This is a genomic window from Buttiauxella noackiae (assembly GCF_000737905.1).
GTDB classification, from domain to species: domain Bacteria; phylum Pseudomonadota; class Gammaproteobacteria; order Enterobacterales; family Enterobacteriaceae; genus Buttiauxella; species Buttiauxella noackiae.
In genome coordinates, this window is sequence record NZ_JPRU01000002.1 from 523,686 (window position 1) to 545,475 (window position 21,790).

General features: G+C 47.6%; 18 protein-coding genes and 1 other RNA gene. 12 read left to right on the forward strand and 7 right to left on the reverse strand.

Annotation, left to right across the window (positions count from 1 at the left end):
• Nucleotides 1-12: 12 nt before the first annotated feature.
• Nucleotides 13-324: an MGMT family protein gene (locus IX31_RS10840; protein ID WP_034458024.1), complete on the reverse strand. Its 312-nt coding sequence runs from the start codon at nucleotides 322-324 to the stop codon at nucleotides 13-15.
• 172 nt (nucleotides 325-496) lie between these two features.
• On the opposite strand from IX31_RS10840, the gene ffs reads away from it, so the two are divergent.
• An RNA gene (ffs, locus tag IX31_RS22335) (signal recognition particle sRNA small type) lies at nucleotides 497-593 on the forward strand.
• A 78-nt stretch (nucleotides 594-671) separates the two neighbouring features.
• On the opposite strand, the gene yczR is transcribed toward ffs, so the two are convergent.
• Nucleotides 672-2,102 carry a MocR-like transcription factor YczR gene (gene yczR / locus IX31_RS10845; protein ID WP_034458026.1) on the reverse strand — a complete coding sequence of 477 codons (1,431 nt, stop codon included), beginning with the start codon at nucleotides 2,100-2,102 and terminating at the stop codon, nucleotides 672-674.
• Between the two features lie 90 nt (nucleotides 2,103-2,192).
• Here yczR and yczE point away from each other — a divergent pair, with 90 nt between their 5' ends.
• From yczE to IX31_RS10860, 3 genes are all read left to right on the forward strand, one after another.
• Complete coding sequence (gene yczE / locus IX31_RS10850) at nucleotides 2,193-2,807, forward strand: membrane protein YczE (protein ID WP_034459983.1); 615 nt, start codon at nucleotides 2,193-2,195, stop codon at nucleotides 2,805-2,807.
• A 34-nt stretch (nucleotides 2,808-2,841) separates the two neighbouring features.
• On the forward strand, nucleotides 2,842-3,660 hold the full coding sequence (locus IX31_RS10855) for a GNAT family N-acetyltransferase (RefSeq protein ID WP_034458028.1): 819 nt from the start codon (nucleotides 2,842-2,844) through the stop codon (nucleotides 3,658-3,660).
• Nucleotides 3,661-3,756: 96 nt separating this feature from the next.
• On the forward strand, nucleotides 3,757-4,110 hold the full coding sequence (locus IX31_RS10860; RefSeq protein WP_034458030.1) for a DUF1428 domain-containing protein: 354 nt from the start codon (nucleotides 3,757-3,759) through the stop codon (nucleotides 4,108-4,110).
• 88 nt (nucleotides 4,111-4,198) lie between these two features.
• Here the strand turns inward: IX31_RS10860 and norW are convergent, their stop codons facing one another.
• Together norW and norV are read right to left on the reverse strand one after the other, a co-directional pair.
• On the reverse strand, nucleotides 4,199-5,332 hold the full coding sequence (norW, locus tag IX31_RS10865; RefSeq protein ID WP_034458032.1) for an NADH:flavorubredoxin reductase NorW: 1,134 nt from the start codon (nucleotides 5,330-5,332) through the stop codon (nucleotides 4,199-4,201).
• Nucleotides 5,329-6,774 (reverse strand): anaerobic nitric oxide reductase flavorubredoxin, encoded by a 1,446-nt coding sequence (gene norV / locus IX31_RS10870; RefSeq protein ID WP_034458034.1) that lies wholly within the window; start codon nucleotides 6,772-6,774, stop codon nucleotides 5,329-5,331. The genes norW and norV overlap by 4 nt, the downstream gene beginning before the upstream one ends.
• Before the next feature lie 219 nt (nucleotides 6,775-6,993).
• Here norV and norR point away from each other — a divergent pair, with 219 nt between their 5' ends.
• Complete coding sequence (gene norR, locus IX31_RS10875; RefSeq protein ID WP_034458036.1) at nucleotides 6,994-8,508, forward strand: nitric oxide reductase transcriptional regulator NorR; 1,515 nt, start codon at nucleotides 6,994-6,996, stop codon at nucleotides 8,506-8,508.
• Here norR and IX31_RS10880 read toward each other — a convergent pair.
• Together IX31_RS10880 and IX31_RS10885 are read right to left on the reverse strand one after the other, a co-directional pair.
• A complete protein-coding gene (locus tag IX31_RS10880; protein ID WP_051880678.1) occupies nucleotides 8,468-10,084 on the reverse strand; it encodes an EAL domain-containing protein in 1,617 nt (538 codons plus the stop codon). The two genes, norR and IX31_RS10880, sit on opposite strands and share 41 nt — an antisense overlap.
• Before the next feature lie 207 nt (nucleotides 10,085-10,291).
• The gene (locus IX31_RS10885; RefSeq protein WP_034458037.1) at nucleotides 10,292-11,404 is read right to left on the reverse strand and encodes an ABC transporter ATP-binding protein; all 1,113 of its coding nucleotides are present in this window, start codon (nucleotides 11,402-11,404) and stop codon (nucleotides 10,292-10,294) included.
• Between the two features lie 359 nt (nucleotides 11,405-11,763).
• On the opposite strand from IX31_RS10885, the gene IX31_RS10890 reads away from it, so the two are divergent.
• The 6 genes from IX31_RS10890 to IX31_RS10915 all read left to right on the forward strand — a co-directional run bounded on the left by IX31_RS10890 (nucleotide 11,764) and on the right by IX31_RS10915 (nucleotide 18,997).
• Nucleotides 11,764-12,999, forward strand: coding sequence for an extracellular solute-binding protein (locus IX31_RS10890; RefSeq protein WP_034458039.1), 1,236 nt, complete (start codon nucleotides 11,764-11,766; stop codon nucleotides 12,997-12,999).
• A gap of 123 nt (nucleotides 13,000-13,122) precedes the next feature.
• Nucleotides 13,123-14,430: a carbohydrate ABC transporter permease gene (locus tag IX31_RS10895; RefSeq protein ID WP_034458041.1), complete on the forward strand. Its 1,308-nt coding sequence runs from the start codon at nucleotides 13,123-13,125 to the stop codon at nucleotides 14,428-14,430.
• Nucleotides 14,431-14,441: 11 nt separating this feature from the next.
• Complete coding sequence (locus tag IX31_RS10900; RefSeq protein ID WP_034458043.1) at nucleotides 14,442-15,293, forward strand: sugar ABC transporter permease; 852 nt, start codon at nucleotides 14,442-14,444, stop codon at nucleotides 15,291-15,293.
• Between the two features lie 4 nt (nucleotides 15,294-15,297).
• A complete protein-coding gene (locus IX31_RS10905; protein WP_034458045.1) occupies nucleotides 15,298-16,500 on the forward strand; it encodes a glycoside hydrolase family 53 protein in 1,203 nt (400 codons plus the stop codon).
• A gap of 48 nt (nucleotides 16,501-16,548) precedes the next feature.
• Nucleotides 16,549-18,609 carry a beta-galactosidase gene (locus IX31_RS10910; protein ID WP_034458046.1) on the forward strand — a complete coding sequence of 687 codons (2,061 nt, stop codon included), beginning with the start codon at nucleotides 16,549-16,551 and terminating at the stop codon, nucleotides 18,607-18,609.
• 76 nt (nucleotides 18,610-18,685) lie between these two features.
• Nucleotides 18,686-18,997, forward strand: coding sequence for a PTS sugar transporter subunit IIB (locus IX31_RS10915; RefSeq protein WP_034458048.1), 312 nt, complete (start codon nucleotides 18,686-18,688; stop codon nucleotides 18,995-18,997).
• Between the two features lie 175 nt (nucleotides 18,998-19,172).
• On the opposite strand, the gene IX31_RS10920 is transcribed toward IX31_RS10915, so the two are convergent.
• Nucleotides 19,173-20,435 carry a maltoporin gene (locus IX31_RS10920; RefSeq protein ID WP_034458050.1) on the reverse strand — a complete coding sequence of 421 codons (1,263 nt, stop codon included), beginning with the start codon at nucleotides 20,433-20,435 and terminating at the stop codon, nucleotides 19,173-19,175.
• 269 nt (nucleotides 20,436-20,704) lie between these two features.
• On the opposite strand from IX31_RS10920, the gene IX31_RS10925 reads away from it, so the two are divergent.
• A complete protein-coding gene (locus IX31_RS10925; RefSeq protein ID WP_034458052.1) occupies nucleotides 20,705-21,778 on the forward strand; it encodes a LacI family DNA-binding transcriptional regulator in 1,074 nt (357 codons plus the stop codon).
• Nucleotides 21,779-21,790: the final 12 nt, after the last annotated feature.

The window sequence follows — 21,790 nt, forward strand, 5'->3', positions numbered from 1 at the left end:
CGGAGGCGCTTTTTAGCCATTCCAGCGATAACGTTCCATATCAATATACCCATCTCCAGAAACCATTATGCCTTCTGAAAGCAGGGCTTGCCGTTGGCGTTGCAGATCCGGGCCAGTGAGGGAAATCTGTCCATGCCGATTGACCACGCGATGCCAGGGTAATTTGCTGCCTTCGGGCAAACGTTTGAGAACGCCACCCACTTGCCTTGCGGCACGTGGTGAACCCGCCAGGCGTGCTACGTCACCGTATGTTGTGACAAACCCTTCTGGAATAGCAGCGATAATCTGGTAAACGCGTTGTGGGAATGAGTCGTGATTATCCATAGAAAACTCCATAGCAGGATGCCGCTAAGGATAATCGGCGTAGGCTAAACTGAAAAGAAAAACGGAGGCTGCGCAAGAAAGCAACACCTGACCGCTCCTTGCTTGCAATTGCATAGGGCAACATGGATAATGCGCCAGCGCGTTAGGTAACTAGCGCTCTCAATGGGGGCCCTGTTGGTTCTCCCGCAACACTAATTTGTGAATTCGGTCAGGTCCGGAAGGAAGCAGCCGCAGCAGATGACGTGTGTGCCGGGATGTAGCTGGCAGGGCCCCCACCCAATTCTGGGTATCAAAGATTCAGCCTTAAATCCTCCCAAACGTTTTACTCATACACAATCACATACTTTCTAAACCACCATACCTCTGCCTGAATAACTTCCTGTTTGTGCCAGGTGCTCCCAAATAGGCTGTAATCGTTCTAGTGCGGCACGCATTTGCGCGGGCTCAAGTGTGAACGGTAGCCGTAAATAACGCTCAAACGCCCCGTCAACGCCGAAGCGTGGCCCTGCGCCAATACGGATACCGATAGCCTCTGCGCTTGCCGCAAAAACCGTAGCCAGTGGTTTTGGTAGTTCAATCCACCAGGATAAACCGCCTTGCGGTATGACCGTCATTTTCCAGTCCGGGAATAATTCTTTAACGATCTCCGCGCAGGCATCACGTTGCTGACGTAGCATTTCGCGGCGTTGCGGCTGGAAGTTTTCGGCCTCATTAAACAGATTGATGGCGGCGAGCTGTTCGAGTATTGGCGAGCCTAAATCCAACGAGTCGCGAATTTGAATCAACGAAGCAATGGTGCGCGAGCTGGCGCGAATCCAACCCAATCGTAAGCCTCCCCAGAAACTTTTCCCGGCAGAGCCCAGCGTGATAACCCGATCCGCTTCGTCGAAAGCGGCTAGTGGAGGCGGTGGTGGATTGTCATACCACAGGTCTACCATGGTTTCATCGACCACTATGGTGGTACGTGTCCTTGCGGCAATATCAGCAATGGCTGAACGTGTTGCAACATCCATGCAGTGCCCGGTTGGGTTATGAAAATCGGCAAGTAAATAGGCGAGACGGGGTGAGGTTTGTGCAATGGTTGCCGCGAACCCATCGGTATCCCAGCCATGTTCGGTCAGGCTTACGGGAACGGCCCGGCATGAAGCGCCTTTAATGGCTGTGAGTGCCATAGGGTAGGTGGGGTGATCAAGAACTACGCGGTCGCCTGGGCCTGTCAGCAGGCGCAAAACCAGGCCAAAACCACTGAGCGCACCATTAACTATCATAATCTGATCGGCATTTGTTGGCAGTCCACGCTCGACATAACGTTGTGCAATGACATGACGTAATTCAGCTAAACCTTGTTGATTGTAACCGGTGCTAATCAAGTGTTCAGGTAATGCAATCAGCGCGTTAGCATAGGCCTGATGAATTTCCGGCCCGGCGGAAAGTGCTGCGGTTGAAAGATCCAGGGTTGTGGCACGCCCGGGGAGGGGCGAAACGGTTTGCTTGCCTTCCGGCAACATTGTGACGGAACCGGAACCCTGGCGGCTTGCCAGATATCCCTCATCACGTAATTGTGCCAGCGCAGTGGCGACCGTCGTGCGGCTTACGCGCAGTGCTGCGGCCAATTCACGTTCCCCCGGCAGTCGGCTATCCAAAGGTAAGCGTCCATCCAGAATCAATAACCGTAATCCATCCGCCAGTTGCCGATACACCGGAGTACGCGGTAAATCCTGATGCCAATTCCCCAGCAGTTTTACCAGAGATACTGAACCCGTTCTGCGCTGTGCCATAGCAATCCACTTTGTATTAACTGGACCTTAATATAGTAACCATTTTCCATAATAGTAAAGCCACAAAAGATCTCTGAGGTGAAGATAATGATTGCTCGTCGATTGCTGCAACTGTATATCGGGCTGGTATTGTACGGTGTGTCCACGGCTATGTTCGTACGTGCCAATTTAGGTGCTGATCCCTGGAATGTATTCCACTTAGGCGTTGCTCAGATCTTCTCCCTCAATATTGGCATGGTGATGATTTTGGTCGGTGCGTTGGTACTGCTGCTGTGGATTCCACTGCGCCAGAAACCAGGTCTTGGCACGATAAGCAACGTGATTGTTTTGGGACTTGCCGCTGATGCCGCGTTAGCAATAATGCCGCCGGTTGAATCATTGGTGGCACGAAGTTTCTTACTATTTGCCGCTATTTTGGTGAATGCCATTGCTACCGGAATGTATATCGGTGCAGGTTTTGGCTCTGGCCCGCGTGATGGCTTGATGACCGGAATCAACGCCCGTACTGGCTGGTCTGTACGTAGTGTGCGAACCTCAATTGAGCTAACGGTTTTACTGGCAGGCTGGCTGATGGGAGGCACATTTGGCGTAGGTACGGTGCTCTACGCGCTGGCAATTGGCCCGCTGATTCAGCTCTGTTTGCCATGGTTCCGCATTCAAAAGCATGCACAAAAAAACCTGGTTGAACCGACGATCGTGCCCTAATGTTGAAGCCAAACCCCCATTGGATGAGGTAGCGATGAATAGCAAGGTTATCAGCAACGCGGCGGTGCACTGGAGTAGCCATCAGTTGGCTGAAATTCTTTCCCACTGTTTTGAAGGATATCTGGTCCCTTTCACCATTGATGGTGAAACTTTTGCTTCACGTTTTAGCGCTGAAGATATCAGTTTCAATGACAGTAGAGTCTGGACGCACAATGGTGAGCCAAAAGCACTGGCGCTAATCACACGCCGAGGGCAAAGTTGTCGCCTTGCTGCATTCGCTATTCGCCCGGAATTGCGTGGGCAGGGGTTTGGCAAACTGTTCATGCAGGAATTAATTGATGGTGCGTGCGGGCGCGGTGACCGTAACTTTTGGCTGGAAGTTATTGTTGGCAACGAGAGTGGGGTGTCATTGTATGAACGTATGGGTTTTGTTCGCCAGCAGACATTGGTCGGGTTTGATACTACTCAGTCGCCGCAATTTACAGAAACCGGCGAATTGCAGGAAATCGACCCGCTGGTGATGGCGAAAAAAATGATGACGGATGACAGCCTGAATTTGCCGTGGTTAAGCGCACCTGAAACGCTCTATAAATTACCGGGTAAAGCCTACGTTCTTAACGACATTGCATACGCAATGGTTGCCACAACCCCGCAGCCCAGACTCCGTATGCTCTATGTTGACCCGCTAGCGCGTGGTAAAGGGCAGGCGAAAAAATTGCTTACGTTACTGCGTGAACGTTTCCCAGGGTTATATACCGCTACAGCTATCCCTGAGCAGCTGGCACCACTTTATTTGAGCAGTGGCTACAGGCAGGATCCCATTACCCAATATGAGATGCTGCTCAAATTATGAGCGGGTAGTATCCATTCTTAACGACTAAACTTATCAATCGTAATCATCACGGGTGGAAATTATCTGCCCGTATTCCCCACACCGTGGAGGTTCACAATGAGTTACGTTGATGGTTTCGTTGTTGCGGTACCCGCAGACAATAAAGAAGCATATAAGCAGTTAGCCGCAAAAGCGGCACCGTTATTTAAAGAGTTTGGTGCGATACGCGTCGTAGAGTGTTGGGCTGATGATGTGCCTGACGGCAAACTCACTGATTTTCGCATGGCGGTGAAAGCCCAGGAGAGCGAAGAAGTGGTGTTTAGCTGGATTGAGTACCCATCTAAAGAAGTGCGGGATGCCGCGAATGCGAAGATGATGTCTGACCCAAGGATGAAAGAGTTTGGCGAGTCGATGCCATTTGATGGCAAACGTATGATCTATGGTGGCTTTGCGCCAATTCTGGATGAATGATTAGACTAATGATAAGGTCACCCTCACCCCGACCCGCTCCCTGAGGGTTAGCAGGAGAAGGTTAGGGTGAGGGTGATTGATTCAAAATCTACAGCACTAATTCCCGCAGTAAACCAAACGCCAGCTTCATATGGGCTTCACTAACAATAAACGCGCGCAACTGCTGCGCTTCATCAAAGCCTTTGGCAATCAGACCCTGCGGATCTGCGGTGATTTGCCAGCTTAAATCCGTGCGCTGCGTTTCACCCGCCAGATGCAATGGCAGTTCAGGTGTTTTCACCTTGACCAGCATTGCCGGAAGCGCAAGACCATCGGCGGCACCGAGCAGATTTTTAGCAAGCGTCATGGCACTAAACTGAATCGGTTGCAGGAATGGCAGCACTTTACCGTCAATTTCTGCACAGTCGCCCAGAGCGTATATATTCGCGTCCGATGTCTGCAACTGGCGGTTAACCTGAATACCCCGGCTTACTGCAATCCCGGCATGCTGCGCAAGACTGATATTAGGGCGCAGGCCGATGGCAGCCACAACCGCATCGACGCCGACAATTCTCCCGTTACTTAATGCTGCGCTGATGCCCTGTGGCGTTTTGCTCAGGGACTCCAGACGTTGGTTAAATAACAGTTCCACACCCATTTGATTCAGGCGGTGCTGAAGGCGACTACTCACTTCAGCAGGCATCAGTGAGGCGAGTAGGCTTGCGGAGTTATCCACCACAATCACCTGTTTACCCGCACGGCAAAAATCCATCGCCAATTCTGTACCAATCAGGCCGCCACCTAAAATCATCACGCGCTGTGCATCGTGCAGTGATGATTCGCATGCCAGGTACTCCTGTTGGCTGTTTAGCGTCAGCATCAATTCTTTGCCTGGAATTGGCGGAAGCAGGGCGCTTGAGCCCGTTGCCAGTACCAGTTTGTCGTATGAAAACTGCTGACTGCCACATTTAACCATGCGTTCACGTGGGTCGATGTCCGACACCCATGTATTGGTGTTTAGCGTCAGATTAAATTGTTCAGCAAACTCCCCGGCACGCTGCCGGGTGAGATCCTCTGCGCGTTGATTCAAACTGATAACGTGGCTGAGATCGGGTTTGTTGTACTCATCCATGCTATCAGCGGCAATCATGCGCACAGGTACCTGTGCATCATGTTTACGGATGTTTTTGACCAGTTGGCGGGCGGCGAAGCCCGAGCCAATGATTACAATGCCATGATTCATTTTGCCTCCGTAGCCAACACGTCAAATACGTCTTTACCGAGTGAGCATTCCGGGCACAAGAAGTTATCAGGTACGTCGCTCCATGGCGTGCCAGGTGCAACATCTTGCATTGGTTCACCGGTTTGCGGATCGTAGATCCACTGGCAAACGCTGCACTGCATGCTTGGGCCTAAATCAGCGCAGGTTTTGACTTCTGCAACGGTTTCCTGAGGTGCAGCTGCTTCAGTTGTCGCAACGGGCAGTGGAGTAAGAGCCCATTGGCGAGCTATTTCACGACCGTGTGCACGGCAGATTTCCAGCGCATCGCCATCCGGACGCCATTTAGCTTTCAGGCTCAGGGACATTTCAAAACCAGCATCTTGCAAACGTGTAGACAAACGATCCACCGCGCCGCCGCTCCAGCCGTGGGAACCAAACGCGCTACCGTGTTTGTTGCGAAAACGCAGGCCGGTCATCTCTTCAACCAGACCCGCAATTTTCGGCATCATCACGTTATTCATTGTGGAGGTGCCAACCAGAACGCCTTTAGAACGGAATACATTGGTCAGAACTTCGTTTTTATCGCTGCGAGCGACGTTAAAGATTTTCACCGCTACGCGTGGGTCAACTTCGGTGATGCCCTGTGCGATAGCATCTGCCATCATGCGTGTGTTGTTGGACATGGTGTCGTAGAAAATCGTGATGCGATCTTCCTGATAATCCGCCGCCCATTTCAGATACAACTCAACGATTTGCGTTGGGTTGTCACGCCATACCACACCATGGGAAGTGGCAATCATATCCACAGGCAGATTGAAGCCGAGGATTTCGGTAATTTTCGGTGTTACCAGGCGGCTGAACGGCGTCAGAATGTTGGCGTAATAGCGTTGGCACTGCTCGAACAACTCGCCCTGATCGACTTCATCATTAAACAGGTGTTCGTCGCAGTAGTGCTGACCGAAAGCATCGTTACTGAACAGTACCGCATCGCCGGTCATGTAAGTCATCATGCTGTCTGGCCAGTGCAGCATTGGAGTTTCAACGAAGATTAACTGTTTACCGTTACCGATATCCAGGCTGTCACCGGTTTTCACCACATTGAAGTTCCATTCTGGATGATGATGGTGACCATTGATTGAATCCACGCCATTCGCGGTGCAGTAAATGGGCGTGTTCGGAATATGGGACATCAGTTCGGACAGCGCACCTGCGTGATCTTCTTCTGCGTGGTTGATGATAACGTAATCAATCTTGCTCAAATCGATTTCACGCGCCAGGTTCTGAACGAATTCGCGGCTAAATTTGTGATCGACAGTATCGATCAGCACGTTTTTTTCTTCCTGAATCAAATAGCTATTGTAGCTGCTGCCGCGCAATGTTTTGTATTCGGTACCGTGAAAATCACGTACTTCCCAGTCACGTTGACCAACCCATTGAATGTTGTTTTTAACTAAAATAGCCATTTGTCAGTACCTCAAGAAGAAATTAAAAAATGATGCTCGTACCTGACATAATACAAACGGTGTGCCAACTTTTTATTTAATTGATTTATAATGATTTTTATAAATAATGATTAATTTTGATAGTCAAAAAGACAGTGTTGAATAGTGTCAATTTAACAATGTGATTGTCTTTTTGACTATCAAAAGCTACAGTTATTGCATCTGTTTCTGGAGCTTTTTATGAGCCTTTCAATTACCTCTCTTGCCAATATCGCTATCGACCTGCAAAGCGGTATTTCCCATCAGGATCGTTTTGCTCGTTTGATTCGTACGCTGCGTCAGCTTTTAGGCAGCGACGCCACGGCATTACTGCGTTATGAATCCCGTCAGTTTCGCCCGCTGGCAATTGATGGCCTGGCGGCCGATGTGCTAGGGCGGCGTTTTGATCTCGACGAACATCCGCGCCTGGAAGCCATTGCCCGTGCGGGTGACGTGGTGCGGTTCCCGGCAGAAAGTGAATTGCCCGATCCTTACGATGGCCTGATTCCCGACCACACCGATCTGAAAGTCCATGCGTGTCTGGGCCTGCCATTGTTTGCCGATCAGAACCTGATCGGCGCGCTCACGGTGGATGGCATGGATCCTGCGCAGTTCGACCATTTCAGTGATGAAGAACTGCGTTTAATCAGCGTATTGGCTGCGGGGGCACTCAATAACGCTTTGTTAATGGAACAGCTTGAGAATCAAACATCTGCGGTGACCGCAGCTCCCATCATGGCCAAGACAGGTAGTGGCGAAATGGTCGGGTTGTCTGCGGGAATAATGCAGCTCAAGAAAGAGATAGAGATCGTTGCGGGTTCCGATCTGAATGTGCTTATCACCGGGGAAACCGGGGTCGGTAAAGAGCTGGTGGCGCGTGCGATTCACAGTGGTTCGGCACGTGCCGCAAATCCGCTGGTTTACCTGAACTGCGCCGCTTTACCGGAAAGCGTGGCGGAGAGTGAATTGTTCGGCCACGTTAAAGGGGCTTTTACCGGCGCGATTCACCACCGAACCGGCAAATTTGAAATGGCTGATAACGGCACACTATTTTTGGATGAAATAGGGGAATTGCCTTTAACGCTGCAATCCAAACTGCTGCGGGTTTTACAGTACGGCGATATTCAGCGGGTGGGCGATGACAGCAGCCAAAGGGTAAATGTGCGGGTGCTGGCAGCGACCAATCGTGACTTAAAGCAGCATGTACTGGCGGGTGAGTTTCGGGCCGATCTGTTTCACCGCCTGAGCGTTTTTCCACTGCATGTGCCACCGCTACGTGAACGGGGCGATGACATCACGCTATTAGCTGGGTTTTTCTGCGAGCAAAGCCGCGTAAAAATGGGATTGAAACAGGTCGCCTTGACGGATGGCGCTCGTGAATTACTGCGTCGATACGACTGGCCCGGAAATATTCGCGAGCTGGAGCATGCTCTTTATCGCGCTACAGTGCTTGCGCGCGCGGGTAAACCAGGTGGCGAAATCTGGCTGGAGCCGCAGCATTTTCAATTGACGGATACTGAGGTTAAACCTGCCAGTACGCCTGTTGCTGAAGTGGCTGAGGTCGATAACTTGCGTACGGCGACTGATGATTTCCAGCGGCAGATTATTATCAGCACGCTGGAGGCTAATGCGGGTAATTGGGCTGCGAGTGCCCGGCAACTGCAGCTGGATGTCGCTAATTTACACCGCCTGGCGAAACGTCTTGGTGTGAAGTAGTGTTTTCAGGAGATTTTGATTTCCTGGCACAAGAGCTTGCTACCCACTCGATAAATTCTTTTTTAGACAGGGCTTTACTGAAGAACCAGCCCTGTCCGTACTGCACACCCTGTTTGCGCAACCATGCCGCCTGGCAAGGGGTTTCAATGCCTTCGGCCACCATCAAAATACCCAGAGCTTTTGCCATTTCAATAATATGCGGAGTGACATTTTTATATTCCAGGGCATCAACGAATGATTTATCTATTTTAAGGATATCAACATCGAGGTCTTGTAAATAACTCAGGCTGGAATAACCGGTTCCAAAATCATCAATATAGATGGCATGCCCGGCTTTTCGATATTGCGCAATAATAGGTGCTGTAATTTTCGGGTCAGAAAAACCACGTTCAGTAATCTCAAATGCTATTTGTTTTGGATGAACTGAATAACGAGACAGGTACGGGCGAGTGAAATCAAGAATATGCAGGCTACGTGCATCCTGAACCCCCATGTTCACAGAAACATGATGATGAGGATGCTTGCTTAACCAATCGCCCAGCTCATGAAATATACGCTTAATGACCTGCTCTGTTAATTGTGTTATCAACCCTGTTTGCTCCGCCAGTGGGATAAACACATCCGGGTTTAACATTGAGCCATCTTGTTGCTGCCAACGAATTAAGGCTTCCGCACCGACAATCTCGCCGCTTTGAAGATGAACAATAGGTTGATAAACCACGCTAAATTCATTGTTTTTGATAGCATCCATCAGCCTGTTACGAGGCGATAACAACCGACGCAAAATACGAATTAAGACTCCACCTGCGGCGAGGCTTATGATTAACCCCACTGGTAACCAGATAAACAATTGCTGATACCATGCGGTCGTCAGGGGTTCCATTGACGCCCAGGCAATCATGGCCAGGCCAAGATTATTATCCCGGCGTATCACATAGAAATTGTTGTTGCTTTGAAATTCGTCCGTACCTTGTTCCAGTGCTTCATGCCATGTTTCAGGGATATATCGGCTGTTGCTGGCAATAAGCTGATTATTATGCAGCCCAATCATTGCAATATTTAATGTGTAATTGCCAAAGGGGAGAACATCAATAAATGACATTGGGTCAATTAAAGCAAGATGGGGGTCCTTACCTATATAGACCATTTTGCGCTGAAAATCGGGTATCGGTGGAGTGGTATACCATGCGTTATAACCATGAATGCCCTGACGGTCTGGCTTACCTAATGTCGCGGCATGAGTAATAGACTCAAGTGAAGTACACAAAATATGCTCATCTTCCTGAAACATCACTTCTTGCACATAGCGATATTCAAGAGCGATTCGATGCATGGCTTCTGCGTGTGCTTGCGAACAGGTATTGTCATTAAAGCGGTTAATATCATTAATCGCAGAAACAGCCTGGTCGATGACTGTGCCCGTGCGTAGCAATGCATGATCGGCAAAGTCACCTAATTCATCGTGAAATGCGTGTTCGGCATTACGATGAGCAAGATAAATGCTTAACAAAATAGGTAGCAAAACTGCCAAAATAAGTACACCGCTTACCAGGCTGATGAGCTTTCGGGATGTCATTCTTTAAGACCCAGTTAAGAAGTGAGTTTTTATAATGGTTTTTGATAGACGAGAACAGTCTATCTCACATGCATAGGCGATGTTATGTTTTCCTGCCTCGATGGTGGGATAAGCTGTGAAAGTGAGTGTCTCAGGTAGTTATATTTCCGATGAATAAGGAATAAAAAAGGGGGACATTTGCCCCCGTTGGTTTAAATCAGTTGCCAGTTATTCGTGAGGCACAGGCGTTTCTTCACTAATCCGCATTCCTTCCTCGTTAAACACCATGCAATGTCCCACCTCAAAGTTCAGCTTAAGTTTCTGGTATGGGCTGAAATGAACATCACCGGGTAGCAACATTTTAAAGCCATCATGACCATGGCACTGACCAAACAGATAAGTATTGTTCCCTAGTCGCTCTACCACTTCACAATGGAAGTCCAGCGTTTGCGACGTCTCCTCTGCGCCTGCCACGTTGAGATGTTCAGGACGTAAACCCAATGTGATGCATTCTCCCGTCTGCAACGGCGCAGTGCGAACGGCAAGCGTCAGGCAGTGGTGATCATCGACGGTCACCATTAATGCATCAGGCTGCCAGCTCTCAACTTTCGCTGGCAGGAAGTTCATCTTAGGTGAACCAATAAAGCCTGCGACAAACTTGTTTACCGGGTTGTAATAAAGCGCCATCGGTGAGCCCATTTGCTCAACTTTTCCGTAGTTCATCACCACAATTTTATCGGCCAGTGTCATCGCTTCGACCTGGTCGTGGGTGACATAGACCATCGTTGTTTTCATTTCCTGATGGAGCTTGGCGATATGCAGACGCATATCTACACGCAGTTCGGCGTCGAGGTTAGAAAGCGGTTCATCAAACATGAATACGCGCGGGTTACGAACGATGGCGCGTCCAATTGCGACACGCTGACGTTGGCCACCGGATAATTGTTTAGGTTTGCGATCCAATAGATGCGAAAGCTGCAAGGTTTTCGCAACCATCTCTACCTGATGGCGAATCTGCTCTTTCGGTACTTTATTAACTTTTAACCCGTAGCCCATGTTTTCGGCCACAGTCATGTGTGGATAAAGTGCATAAGACTGGAATACCATCGCCACCCCGCGATGGGAAGGAGCGACATCGTTCATCACTTCATCACCAATCAACACCTCGCCCCCGCTTATCTCCTCAAGCCCTGCAATCATGCGCAATAGCGTTGATTTCCCACAACCAGAGGGGCCGACGAATACCGCAAATTCTCCGTCTTCAATATCAAGATTGATGTTGTGGAGTGTTTCGGTTTTACCAAAGCGTTTGGTCACGTTTCTCAGTCTAATACTGGACATCCGGTCATCCTCGAAAATTGTCAGTCATGGGTCATCACATGGTTTTACAGGACGTGTTTTTGATTTTATGTATTACGTATAACAATTCACAGTAAGTATGCGTGATGATGAAAAAGCGTGTAAAGACTATAACTTCGCTCTATTTATGCCCCTATCGCTGGATTTCATTTCTGCAATCATGATCACACAATAGGGAGATTTTTATAGAGTTAACAGGCATCAAAGCGTAGCGTATAACATTGTAAGATAACTGGTGTGAATGTACTACAAGCGCCACCAATCAAGATTTCAGTACGTCGTGGGTTCGTTTGATTTAGAAAATTAAACATAAAAATGTTATACCTTCACAAGGAGCGATAATGAAAACCAATAAAATCACTGCACTTGTTTTAACTGCATTAGCGGTAACCCAATTTGCCAGCATGGCTGCCCATGCTGCGACTCAGCAGCTAACAGTCTGGGAAGACATTAAGAAATCGGCTGGTATCAAAGAAGCCATCGCGGATTTTGAAAAACAGCATCAGGTTAAAGTTAACGTGCTGGAAACGCCTTTTGCTCAGCAGATTGAGAAACTACGTCTGGATGGCCCGGCTGGAATTGGCCCTGATGTACTCGTGATTCCTAACGACCAGTTAGGTGGTGCAGTGGTGCAAGGCCTGGTCGCACCTTTAAGCGTTGCTCCGGCGATAACCGACTCCTTCACCAAAACGTCTATTGCTGCCTTCACCATGGACAACACACTCTATGGCTTACCAAAAGCGGTAGAAACTCTGGTAATGATTTACAACAAAGACCTGTTGCCAAAACCTCTCGCCACGCTTGATGAATATGCTGAATTTTCTAAAAAGCAGCGTGCAGAAAACAAGTACGGTCTGCTCGCCAAGTTTGATCAAATTTATTACAGCTGGGGTGTTATCGCGCCAATGGGCGGATATATCTTTGGCAAAAACGATAAGGGTGGCCTGAAAGCGGATGACGTAGGTCTGAATACACCAGGTGCTGTTGAAGCGGTAACTTATCTGAAGAAATTCTATGCCGATGGCTTATTCCCGACAGGGATCCTTGGTGATAACGGCCTCAATGCTATCGACTCACTGTTTACCGAGAAAAAAGCTGCGGCGGTCATTAACGGACCTTGGGCATTCCAGCCTTATGAAGCCGCAGGCGTTAATTATGGTGTTGCACCTTTGCCACTGCTTCCTAATGGTAAAGAGATGAGTTCCTTCCTTGGTGTTAAAGGCTATGTGGTTTCAACCTGGAGCAAAGATAAAGCGCTGGCTCAGCAATTTATTGAATTCATCAACCAGCCACAGTATGTGAAAACTCGCTATCAGGTTACGAAAGAGATCCCAGCGCTGACTGCGATGATTGATGACCCTGTGATTAAAAACGACGAGAAAGCCAGTGCTGTCGCTATCCAGGCAAGCCGTGCTTCAGCCATGCCGGGAATTCCTGAAATGGGTGAAGTGTGGGGCCCTGCTAATGCCGCGCTGGAACTTAGCGTAACCGGCAAGCAACAGCCGAAGGCCGCGCTCGACAATGCAGTTAAGCAAATCAATATGCAAATTGAAGCAATGCAGGCCAGCAATCAGTAACCCGCAGGGTAAACACAGTCAGTTTGAATTCAGGTCAGATGTGACAAGGGGCTGGGTTCAAACTGGTTATGTAAATCAACGCCAGGTGGGCAGTCTCAAGAGTGTTGGAAAAAGGAGCAGTGTGTGATTATCAGTTCCGGCGATAACGTAGCGGTAACGAAACAGTCTGGTCGCCATGCCATTAGCGCGGTGTTATGCGCAATCGTACCTGGTTTTGGTCAGTTTTATCATCGCCAATGGGTCAAGGGGCTTATCTTTCTCGTTCTGATAAGCAGCTTTATTGGTGTGTTTTATGATTTTCTAAAAGAAGGACTGTGGGGTTTATATACCCTGGGCGAACAAGTTCCGCGTGATAACTCAATTTTCCTGCTAGCCGAAGGGATAATCAGTGTGTTGATTATCGGATTTGGAGTGGCAATTTATTATTTATCATTCCGCGATGCCTGGATTAATGGGAAGAAACGCGATGCTGGCATTCCTCTTAATAGCGTGCGTAAACAGTACCAATTGCTGTTAAGCGAGGGCTTCCCCTATTTGATGATTACCCCAGGATTTATCCTGCTGGTATTCGCTGTGATTTTCCCGATTCTGTTTGGCTTTTCAATTGCTTTTACCAACTACAACTTATATCACACACCACCGGCGAAGCTGGTTGACTGGGTTGGATTTAAAAACTTCGTCAATATTTTCACCCTGTCTATCTGGCGTTCCACGTTCTTTGATGTATTGCAATGGACTGTAGTGTGGACACTTTTGGCTACGACTTTGCAATGTACGGTCGGGGTCATGTTGGCGATTTTGGTCAATCAAAAAGATCTCCGTTTTAAACCACTGATTCGTACTATTTTCATTCTGCCATGGGCAGTACCTGGCTTTGTGACAATACTGGTTTTTGCCGGGATGTTTAACGACTCATTCGGTGTCATCAATAACGCGATTCTGGCTTTCTTCGGCATAGCGCCAAAAGCCTGGATGACAGACCCGTTCTGGACGAAAACGGCGTTGATAATGATGCAAACATGGCTTGGTTTCCCCTTTGTCTTTGCGATGACGACGGGAGTATTACAGGCGATTCCTGATGATTTGTATGAAGCCGCCACCATGGATGGCGCGAGTACCTGGACTAAATTACGCACGATTACACTGCCATTGGTACTGTATTCAATTGCGCCAATTATTATCACCCAATACACCTTTAACTTTAATAACTTCAATATCATCTACTTGTTTAATAACGGTGGCCCAGCCGTAGCGGGGTCAAATGCCGGTGGCACAGACATATTAGTCTCATGGATTTATAAATTGACCATGTCCTCTTCACAATATGCGATAGCAGCAACCATCACTATTTTGCTTTCCATTTTTGTAGTTGGCCTGGCGTTGTGGCAATTCCGTGCAACGAAATCATTTAAAAATGATGATATGGCATGAGGAACGAGAACATGGCTAAGTCACAAAGTATTAAACAAGAGAAGTGGATTCGTTTATCACTTTCCTGGTTAGTTATTATTTTTGTCTCGGTAATCATTATTTACCCTCTGATCTGGACAGTCGGGGCGTCATTGAATGCGGGTAACAGTTTGCTCAGTACGTCAATAATTCCTGAGAACTTATCTTTCCAACATTATGCCGACCTGTTTAATGGCCAGGTTAACTATATGACGTGGTATTGGAACTCGATGAAAATCAGTTTCCTGACCATGTTCTTTACCTTAATTAGCGTCAGTTTTACGGCGTATGCATTCTCACGCTTTCGTTTTAAAGGGCGCCAGAATGGGTTGATGTTGTTCCTGTTGCTACAAATGATCCCACAGTTTTCCGCATTGATTGCCATCTTTGTGCTGTCACAGTTATTGGGATTGATTAACAGCCACCTGGCGCTGGTCTTAATTTATGTGGCCGGCATGATTCCGATGAATACTTATCTGATGAAAGGGTATCTCGATGCGATTCCAAAAGATCTCGATGAGTCTGCACGCATGGATGGGGCAAGCAATTTCCGTATCTTTATCGAAATTATTATGCCACTTTCAAAACCGATAATTGCGGTGGTTGCGCTGTTCTCTTTCACCGGTCCGCTGGGCGATTTTATTTTGTCGAGCACCATTCTGCGCACCCCTGATAAATATACGTTGCCAATTGGTTTGTATAACCTGGTCGCCCAAAAAATGGGCGCGAGTTACACCACTTACGCAGCAGGAGCGGTATTAATTGCCGTGCCAGTAGCGATTCTCTACCTGGCATTGCAGAAATACTTTGTTTCCGGGCTGACCTCAGGAAGTACTAAGGGATAAGACGATGAAAATGTTTAAACCCGCTTTACTGGCTGTTTGTTTATCACTTGGCATGATGAATGTGGCTCACGCAGCTGATTCCATCACAATTGCACCTTTAAAAAATGCACCGGCAGATTTTATTAAAGGTGCTGATATTTCGACACTCGCTGAGGTCGAGCGTCAGGGGGGCAAGTTCTATAATGAACAAAATGTTCAACAAGATCCGATTGCTATCCTGAAACACAATGGCGTGAACTATGTTCGTCTACGTCTGTGGGTCGATCCGAAAGACAGTACCGGGCAGACTTATGGTGGCGGAAGCAACGACCTGGCTACCACTCTTGAATTGGCTAAGCGCGCAAAAGCACAGGGAATGAAGGTACTACTTGATTTCCATTACAGCGACTTCTGGACCGATCCGGGTAAACAATTCAAGCCTAAAGCATGGCAGAACATGAATTACGACCAGCTTAAAACGGCGATTCATGACTACACGCGTGACACGATTGCCACCTTCAAAAAAGAGGGTGTATTACCAGAAATGGTGCAAATCGGTAATGAAATTAATGGCGGTATGTTGTGGCCGGAAGGGAAAAGCTGGGGGCAAGGTGGAGGCGAGTTTGACCGTCTGGCGGGGCTTTTAAATGCAGCAATTAGCGGCTTGCGTGAGAACCTGGCATCGCCAACAGATGTAAAAATCATGCTGCATTTGGCCGAGGGTACTAAAAATGACACCTTCCATTGGTGGTTTGATGAAATAACCAAACGTAATGTCCCGTTCGATATTATCGGCCTGTCGATGTACACCTATTGGAATGGGCCAATTAGCGCCTTAAAAGCCAATATGGACGATATCAGTCAACGTTATCAAAAAGATGTCATCGTAGTTGAAGCTGCTTACGCTTATACCCTGGAGAATTGTGATAACGCGGAAAATAGTTTTACAGAGAAAGAAGAAAAGGATGGGGGATATCCTGGCACCGTTCAGGGGCAAGCAAACTTTATTCATGATCTGATGCAAAGCGTTATTGATGTTCCTCAAGGAAAAGGGAAGGGCGTATTTTATTGGGAACCGACCTGGATTGCCGTGCCTGGAAATACCTGGGCCACGCCTGCCGGTATGGAATATACCCATGATAAATGGAAAACGGGCAATGCTCGCGAAAATCAGGCGCTATTCGACTGTAAAGGAAAAGTCTTACCTTCTGTGAAAGTTTTTAATTAGTTTCGCCATTCAGTGCGGCCCTATATATTTTTTATTTAAGGATTTTTTATGTCTAAATTTCCACCACTGAGCGCAAAGCTTCCTGCGTTATTGCATGGCGCTGATTATAATCCGGAACAATGGGAGAATTATCCGGGCATTATTGATAAAGATATTTCCATGATGAAACAAGCGAAATGCAATGTTATGTCTGTGGGGATATTTAGCTGGGCGAAACTTGAACCTCATGAAGGGTTATATGACTTCGCCTGGCTTGATGAAATAGTTGAAAAGCTTTATGCCGCGGGAATTCATGTTTTTATGGCAACACCAAGCGGAGCCCGTCCTGCGTGGATGTCGCAAAAATATCCGCAGGTATTGCGTGTCGGGCGTGACCGAGTTCCTGCGTTACACGGTGGGCGACACAACCACTGTATGACTTCGCCGGTATATCGCAAAAAAGTGCAACAGATCAACCAGCAACTGGCAGAGCGTTATGCTCATCATCCCGCGGTTATTGGCTGGCATATTTCTAATGAATATGGTGGCGAGTGCCATTGCGATCGCTGCCAGCAAAAATTCCGTTTGTGGCTACAGGACCGTTATCAGACTCTTGAAAAACTTAATGAAGCCTGGTGGAGTACCTTCTGGAGCCATACTTATACGGATTGGTCGCAAATTGAGTCTCCTGCTCCGCAAGGGGAAGTGTCGATTCATGGTCTGAATCTCGATTGGCGTCGTTTTAATACCGCTCAAGTCACCGAGTTCTGCATCGAGGAGGCTAAACCGCTAAAGGCGGCTAATCCTGAATTGCCGACCACTACCAACTTTATGGAGTATTTCTACGATTACGATTATTGGAAGCTGGCTCAGGCGATTGATTTTATCTCCTGGGACAGTTACCCGATGTGGCATCGTGAAGAAGATGAAACACAACTGGCGTGTTACACCGCGATGTATCACGACTTGATGCGAACCCTTAAACAAGGCAAACCATTTGTCCTGATGGAGTCTACGCCGAGTGCTACCAACTGGCAGCCTACCAGCAAGTTGAAGAAACCGGGTATGCACATTCTCTCCTCGTTACAGGCTGTGGCGCACGGTGCTGATTCCGTACAGTATTTCCAGTGGCGTAAAAGCCGCGGTTCGGTCGAAAAATTCCATGGCGCTATCGTGGACCATGTCGGACATATCGACACCCGTGTAGGGCGTGAAGTTAGCGAGCTTGGACGTATTCTGGAACAAATGGCACCGGTGACGGGAAGCCGTGTTGAATCGCAAGTCGCAATTATTTTCGACTGGGAAAGCCGTTGGGCAATGGATGATGCGCAAGGCCCGCGCAACTGTGGCATGGAATATGAAAAGACGGTCGTCGATCATTACCGTCCATTCTGGGAGCAGGGTATTGCTGTTGATGTGATTAACGCTGATTGCGATCTTTCTGGTTATAAACTGGTTATTGCGCCGATGCTGTATATGGTACGCGAAGGTTTTGCCGAAAAAGCGACTCGTTTTGTCGAGCAAGGTGGGCAGTTTGTTGCCACCTACTGGAGCGGTGTGGTGAATGAGACTGATTTATGTCACCTCGGCGGATTCCCTGGCCCACTACGCCCATTATTGGGTATTTGGGCCGAGGAAATTGACTGTCTGGCTGATGGCGAAAGCAACATTGTCCAGGGATTGAGCGGAAATAATGCAGGCCTACAAGGGCCATATCAGGTGCGCCATCTGTGTGAATTGATTCATTCAGAAGGCGCCCAGGTTTTAGCTCACTATCGTGATGATTTCTACGCGGGTTATCCGGCGGTGACAGTGAATCATGTCGGCAAAGGTAAAGCCTGGTATGTGGCATCTCGTAATGATGCAGCCTTCCAGCGCGATTTCTTTAACAACATTGTAAACGAACTCAATTTGCCTCGAGCCCTGGATTGTACATTCCCGCAAGGGGTGACTGCCCATCGCCGTACCGATGGCGAGAGCGAGTTTATTGTCGTACAGAATTACAGTGCCCTGGAGCAGTCGGTGACACTGCCTGCAGAGTTCCTCGATATGGTCGGTAAGCAAACCGTACAGGGAAACTTAATTCTTGCACCATGGGGAAGCCGTGTTCTAAACCGTCGCCTCGCCTGAGGTCGATAGCTTTATCCGCCCACTCATCCGAGTGGGCATTTTTATACCCTAAATTAACTTACTCAAGGTGGATGTTATGATCAGCCTGAAATCGTTTATGCATTATTTTTCCCACCCCAAACCAGTAGTGTTATTAACTGAAGATGAGGAGCAGCAAGCTGAGTTATTACTTCAATATTTTGGTGGGAAACCGAATATTAAAAATATTGATGCTTGTATTACCCGCCTGCGTGTCACTGTAGATGATTTATCGAAAGTGAATACTGATACATTACAGAAAACAGGTGCGCTAGGTGTGGTGATATTAGGGAAGGAAGTTCATGCAATATTTGGTAAGCAGTCTGATAATTTACGAAAGATAATGGATGAGCATTTTTCTAAGTCGTAAAAATAACCGTTTAAAATAAAAAGTGATAACCACTTTTGGTGGTTATCACAAAGTTTAGCCAAAGCATAAATAATGTTATGCACTAAGTGACGAGTGGCAATAATGGGTAATAAATTCGTCAATGATCTTTGGAGATACAACCCTGATACTGTTTACTGCAATATGAGTAATGGCATTACCACCATGCTTCGACCTGGACACCGAAGTTCCAGGTATCGCTAGCAGTACGGTCGTTGAATGGCTTGCCATTTTCTGAATCATTTAAATAAGATGCAAATACACGTAGTTCTGGACGAGACATGAAGTCAGGGCCATCAGCTAAACCTAAAGCAATGGTATATTTCTCACCGCTTTGCTTATAGTTAGAACCGTCTTTGTAATTGTCTTTTTGGTAGAAACCACCTACTTCGCCAATTGCACGAACATATTGCGTAAATTGATATTGAGCACGGCCTACAAGCGAGAACAGACTGGTATCGTCGGTGTACTGTGTAATATTATCGGCAGAACCCCAGGTCAAAACATGGTTGATAGAGAATTTGTCAGTAATAGGGATAAGACCTGTGTTAATAACACGATAGCCTTTTGCATCGTTGGTCATATTCCACATGTCATACCAACCGCCCCCCTGAGAAACCATATTCTGGGCTAGTCCCTTATTAGCGTATTGCAGAACGGTCTTATTGTAGCCGCCGAACATATCCTGGCTAATTTCGCCAGTAAGCATGACACCATTGTCGGCATCATATAAACCGCCGTACTCTTCTTTTTGTTTATCAGTAGAATTTGGCATTGCGTAGTCAATACCCACTTCGACCCACGAACCTGCCCATGGTTTCAGGCCTGCATAACGCAAGTCGATGTAGTTGATATTTACGTCATTGTCACCGTCAACCCGGTAATCGACATCGTTGGCATCGCCACGAATCCAGGCAAGAGATACAGCACCAGGGCCAACGGTATAGTTTTCAATACCTGCACCAGAACCAGAAATGTTCCAGTATTTGGTGTCAATGATATGTAAGTCGTGGCGTTGGTAGTAACGCTTGCCGCCCCAGATAACCGCATTCTTATCACCGGGAACGAGACCTTTAATTTGTAGGTTTAGCTGGCGCAGGCCGAATTGTGCATCGTCATTAAAGGTGGTTTCGCTATCGTTAGAACCGTCGGACACCATGCTGATCATGCTGTCGAGGTAGAAACTAACATCATCTTTTTTATAAACCTCAGAACCTAACTCCAGCTCGCCATATGTGTCCGCTTCGTTACCAAGGCGACCTACTTTGTTCTTTTGCCATTCTTGCAGCCCTCCATCGCTTGATACACCTACGCCAGAACGCAGATAGCCGTGGAAGTCAATTTTTTCGATTGCAAATACAGATGGTGAAGTCAGCGCAACGGCTAACGCGACGGACAAAGTGCGTAAGCTGGTTTTCATGTTATCCCCTTTATAGTTTTGTATTACGTTCACATAACGGGTGCAATAAAATGCCTAAACATAATTTCAAGCAATTGGTTAGTTGATTTATTGTGATTTAGTGCAAATAAATCAGCGTTATTTGTAACAATAAGTGACGGGGCTCACCAGTTTTTGATATGTGATCGTAGTACAATTGTTTTGTCGGGTGAGAGGTCGAATTGGGCGATTAGTCATTTAATTTATTGCCCTGATACAATTATTGAAGAACACTTACTGGGAACCTGACTATGAAGTCGAAAAGCGCCACTTTAGAAGATGTTGCCCGCCATGCAGGGGTTTCTTACCAGACTGTTTCAAGAGTGCTGAATAAATCAGCCAATGTTTCGGAGGCTACGCGCCGCAAGGTTGAACAATCCATAGAGCAGTTGCGATACGTACCTAACCGTGTTGCGCAACAGTTAGTTGGCAAGCAAAGTATGACAGTGGGGCTGGTCACCACTTCATTGGCATTACACGCGCCTTCGCAAGTCGCGGCGGCGGTAAAAAACTATGCCAATATTGAAGGTTATCAGGTGCTGATTTCCATGATTGATGAGAGCGTAAAACAAAGCATTCAAAACTCCATCAATGAACTCAAGTCTCAGCGGGTAGATAAGGTGATTATCAACGTCCCCCTGGAGACTGATGAGGCAGAGAGAATCGCGGCAGAGAATGAAGATGTCATTTGTTTATTTCTGGATGTTGACCCCTACAGCTCCGTGTTTAACGTTTCGTTTAACCCAGCAGATGGCACCCGAGCGAGCGTTAAATACCTCTATGAATTAGGGCATCGGGACATTGCATTACTGGCAGGGCCAAAGGCGTCGGTTTCGGCGAATCTACGTCTGAAGAGCTGGCTTGAAACTCTCCAGGGTTACAGTTTAAAACCGGTGAGTGTCATTCATGGTAATTGGGATGCGCAAAGTGGTTATGTTGGCGCCCTGCAAATGTTACGTGAAACCCCCAACTTTAGTGCGGTGCTGGTCGCGAATGACCAGATGGCGCTTGGGGTGCTTAGTGCTTTTCACCAGAATCAATTGTCGATCCCCGGACATAAGTCGGTTATCGGTTATGACGATACTTATGAAAGCTCTTTTTTCTATCCGGCTCTGACGACGGTTTCGTTGGATTTAGATTTGCAGGGTAGGGAGGCCGTGCGGCGTATTCTGAGTGCGAGCGATAACGAAACACTTCGTTCATCATCAATCTTGCCAGCCAAACTGGTGGTGCGAAACTCAACCGGGCCTCAGGTTGAAGAACATCGCGATATTCAAAAAATAGCTGAAGAGTTACGTTTGATTGCCCAACGTTTATCTCGCTGAGCAATCACCCTA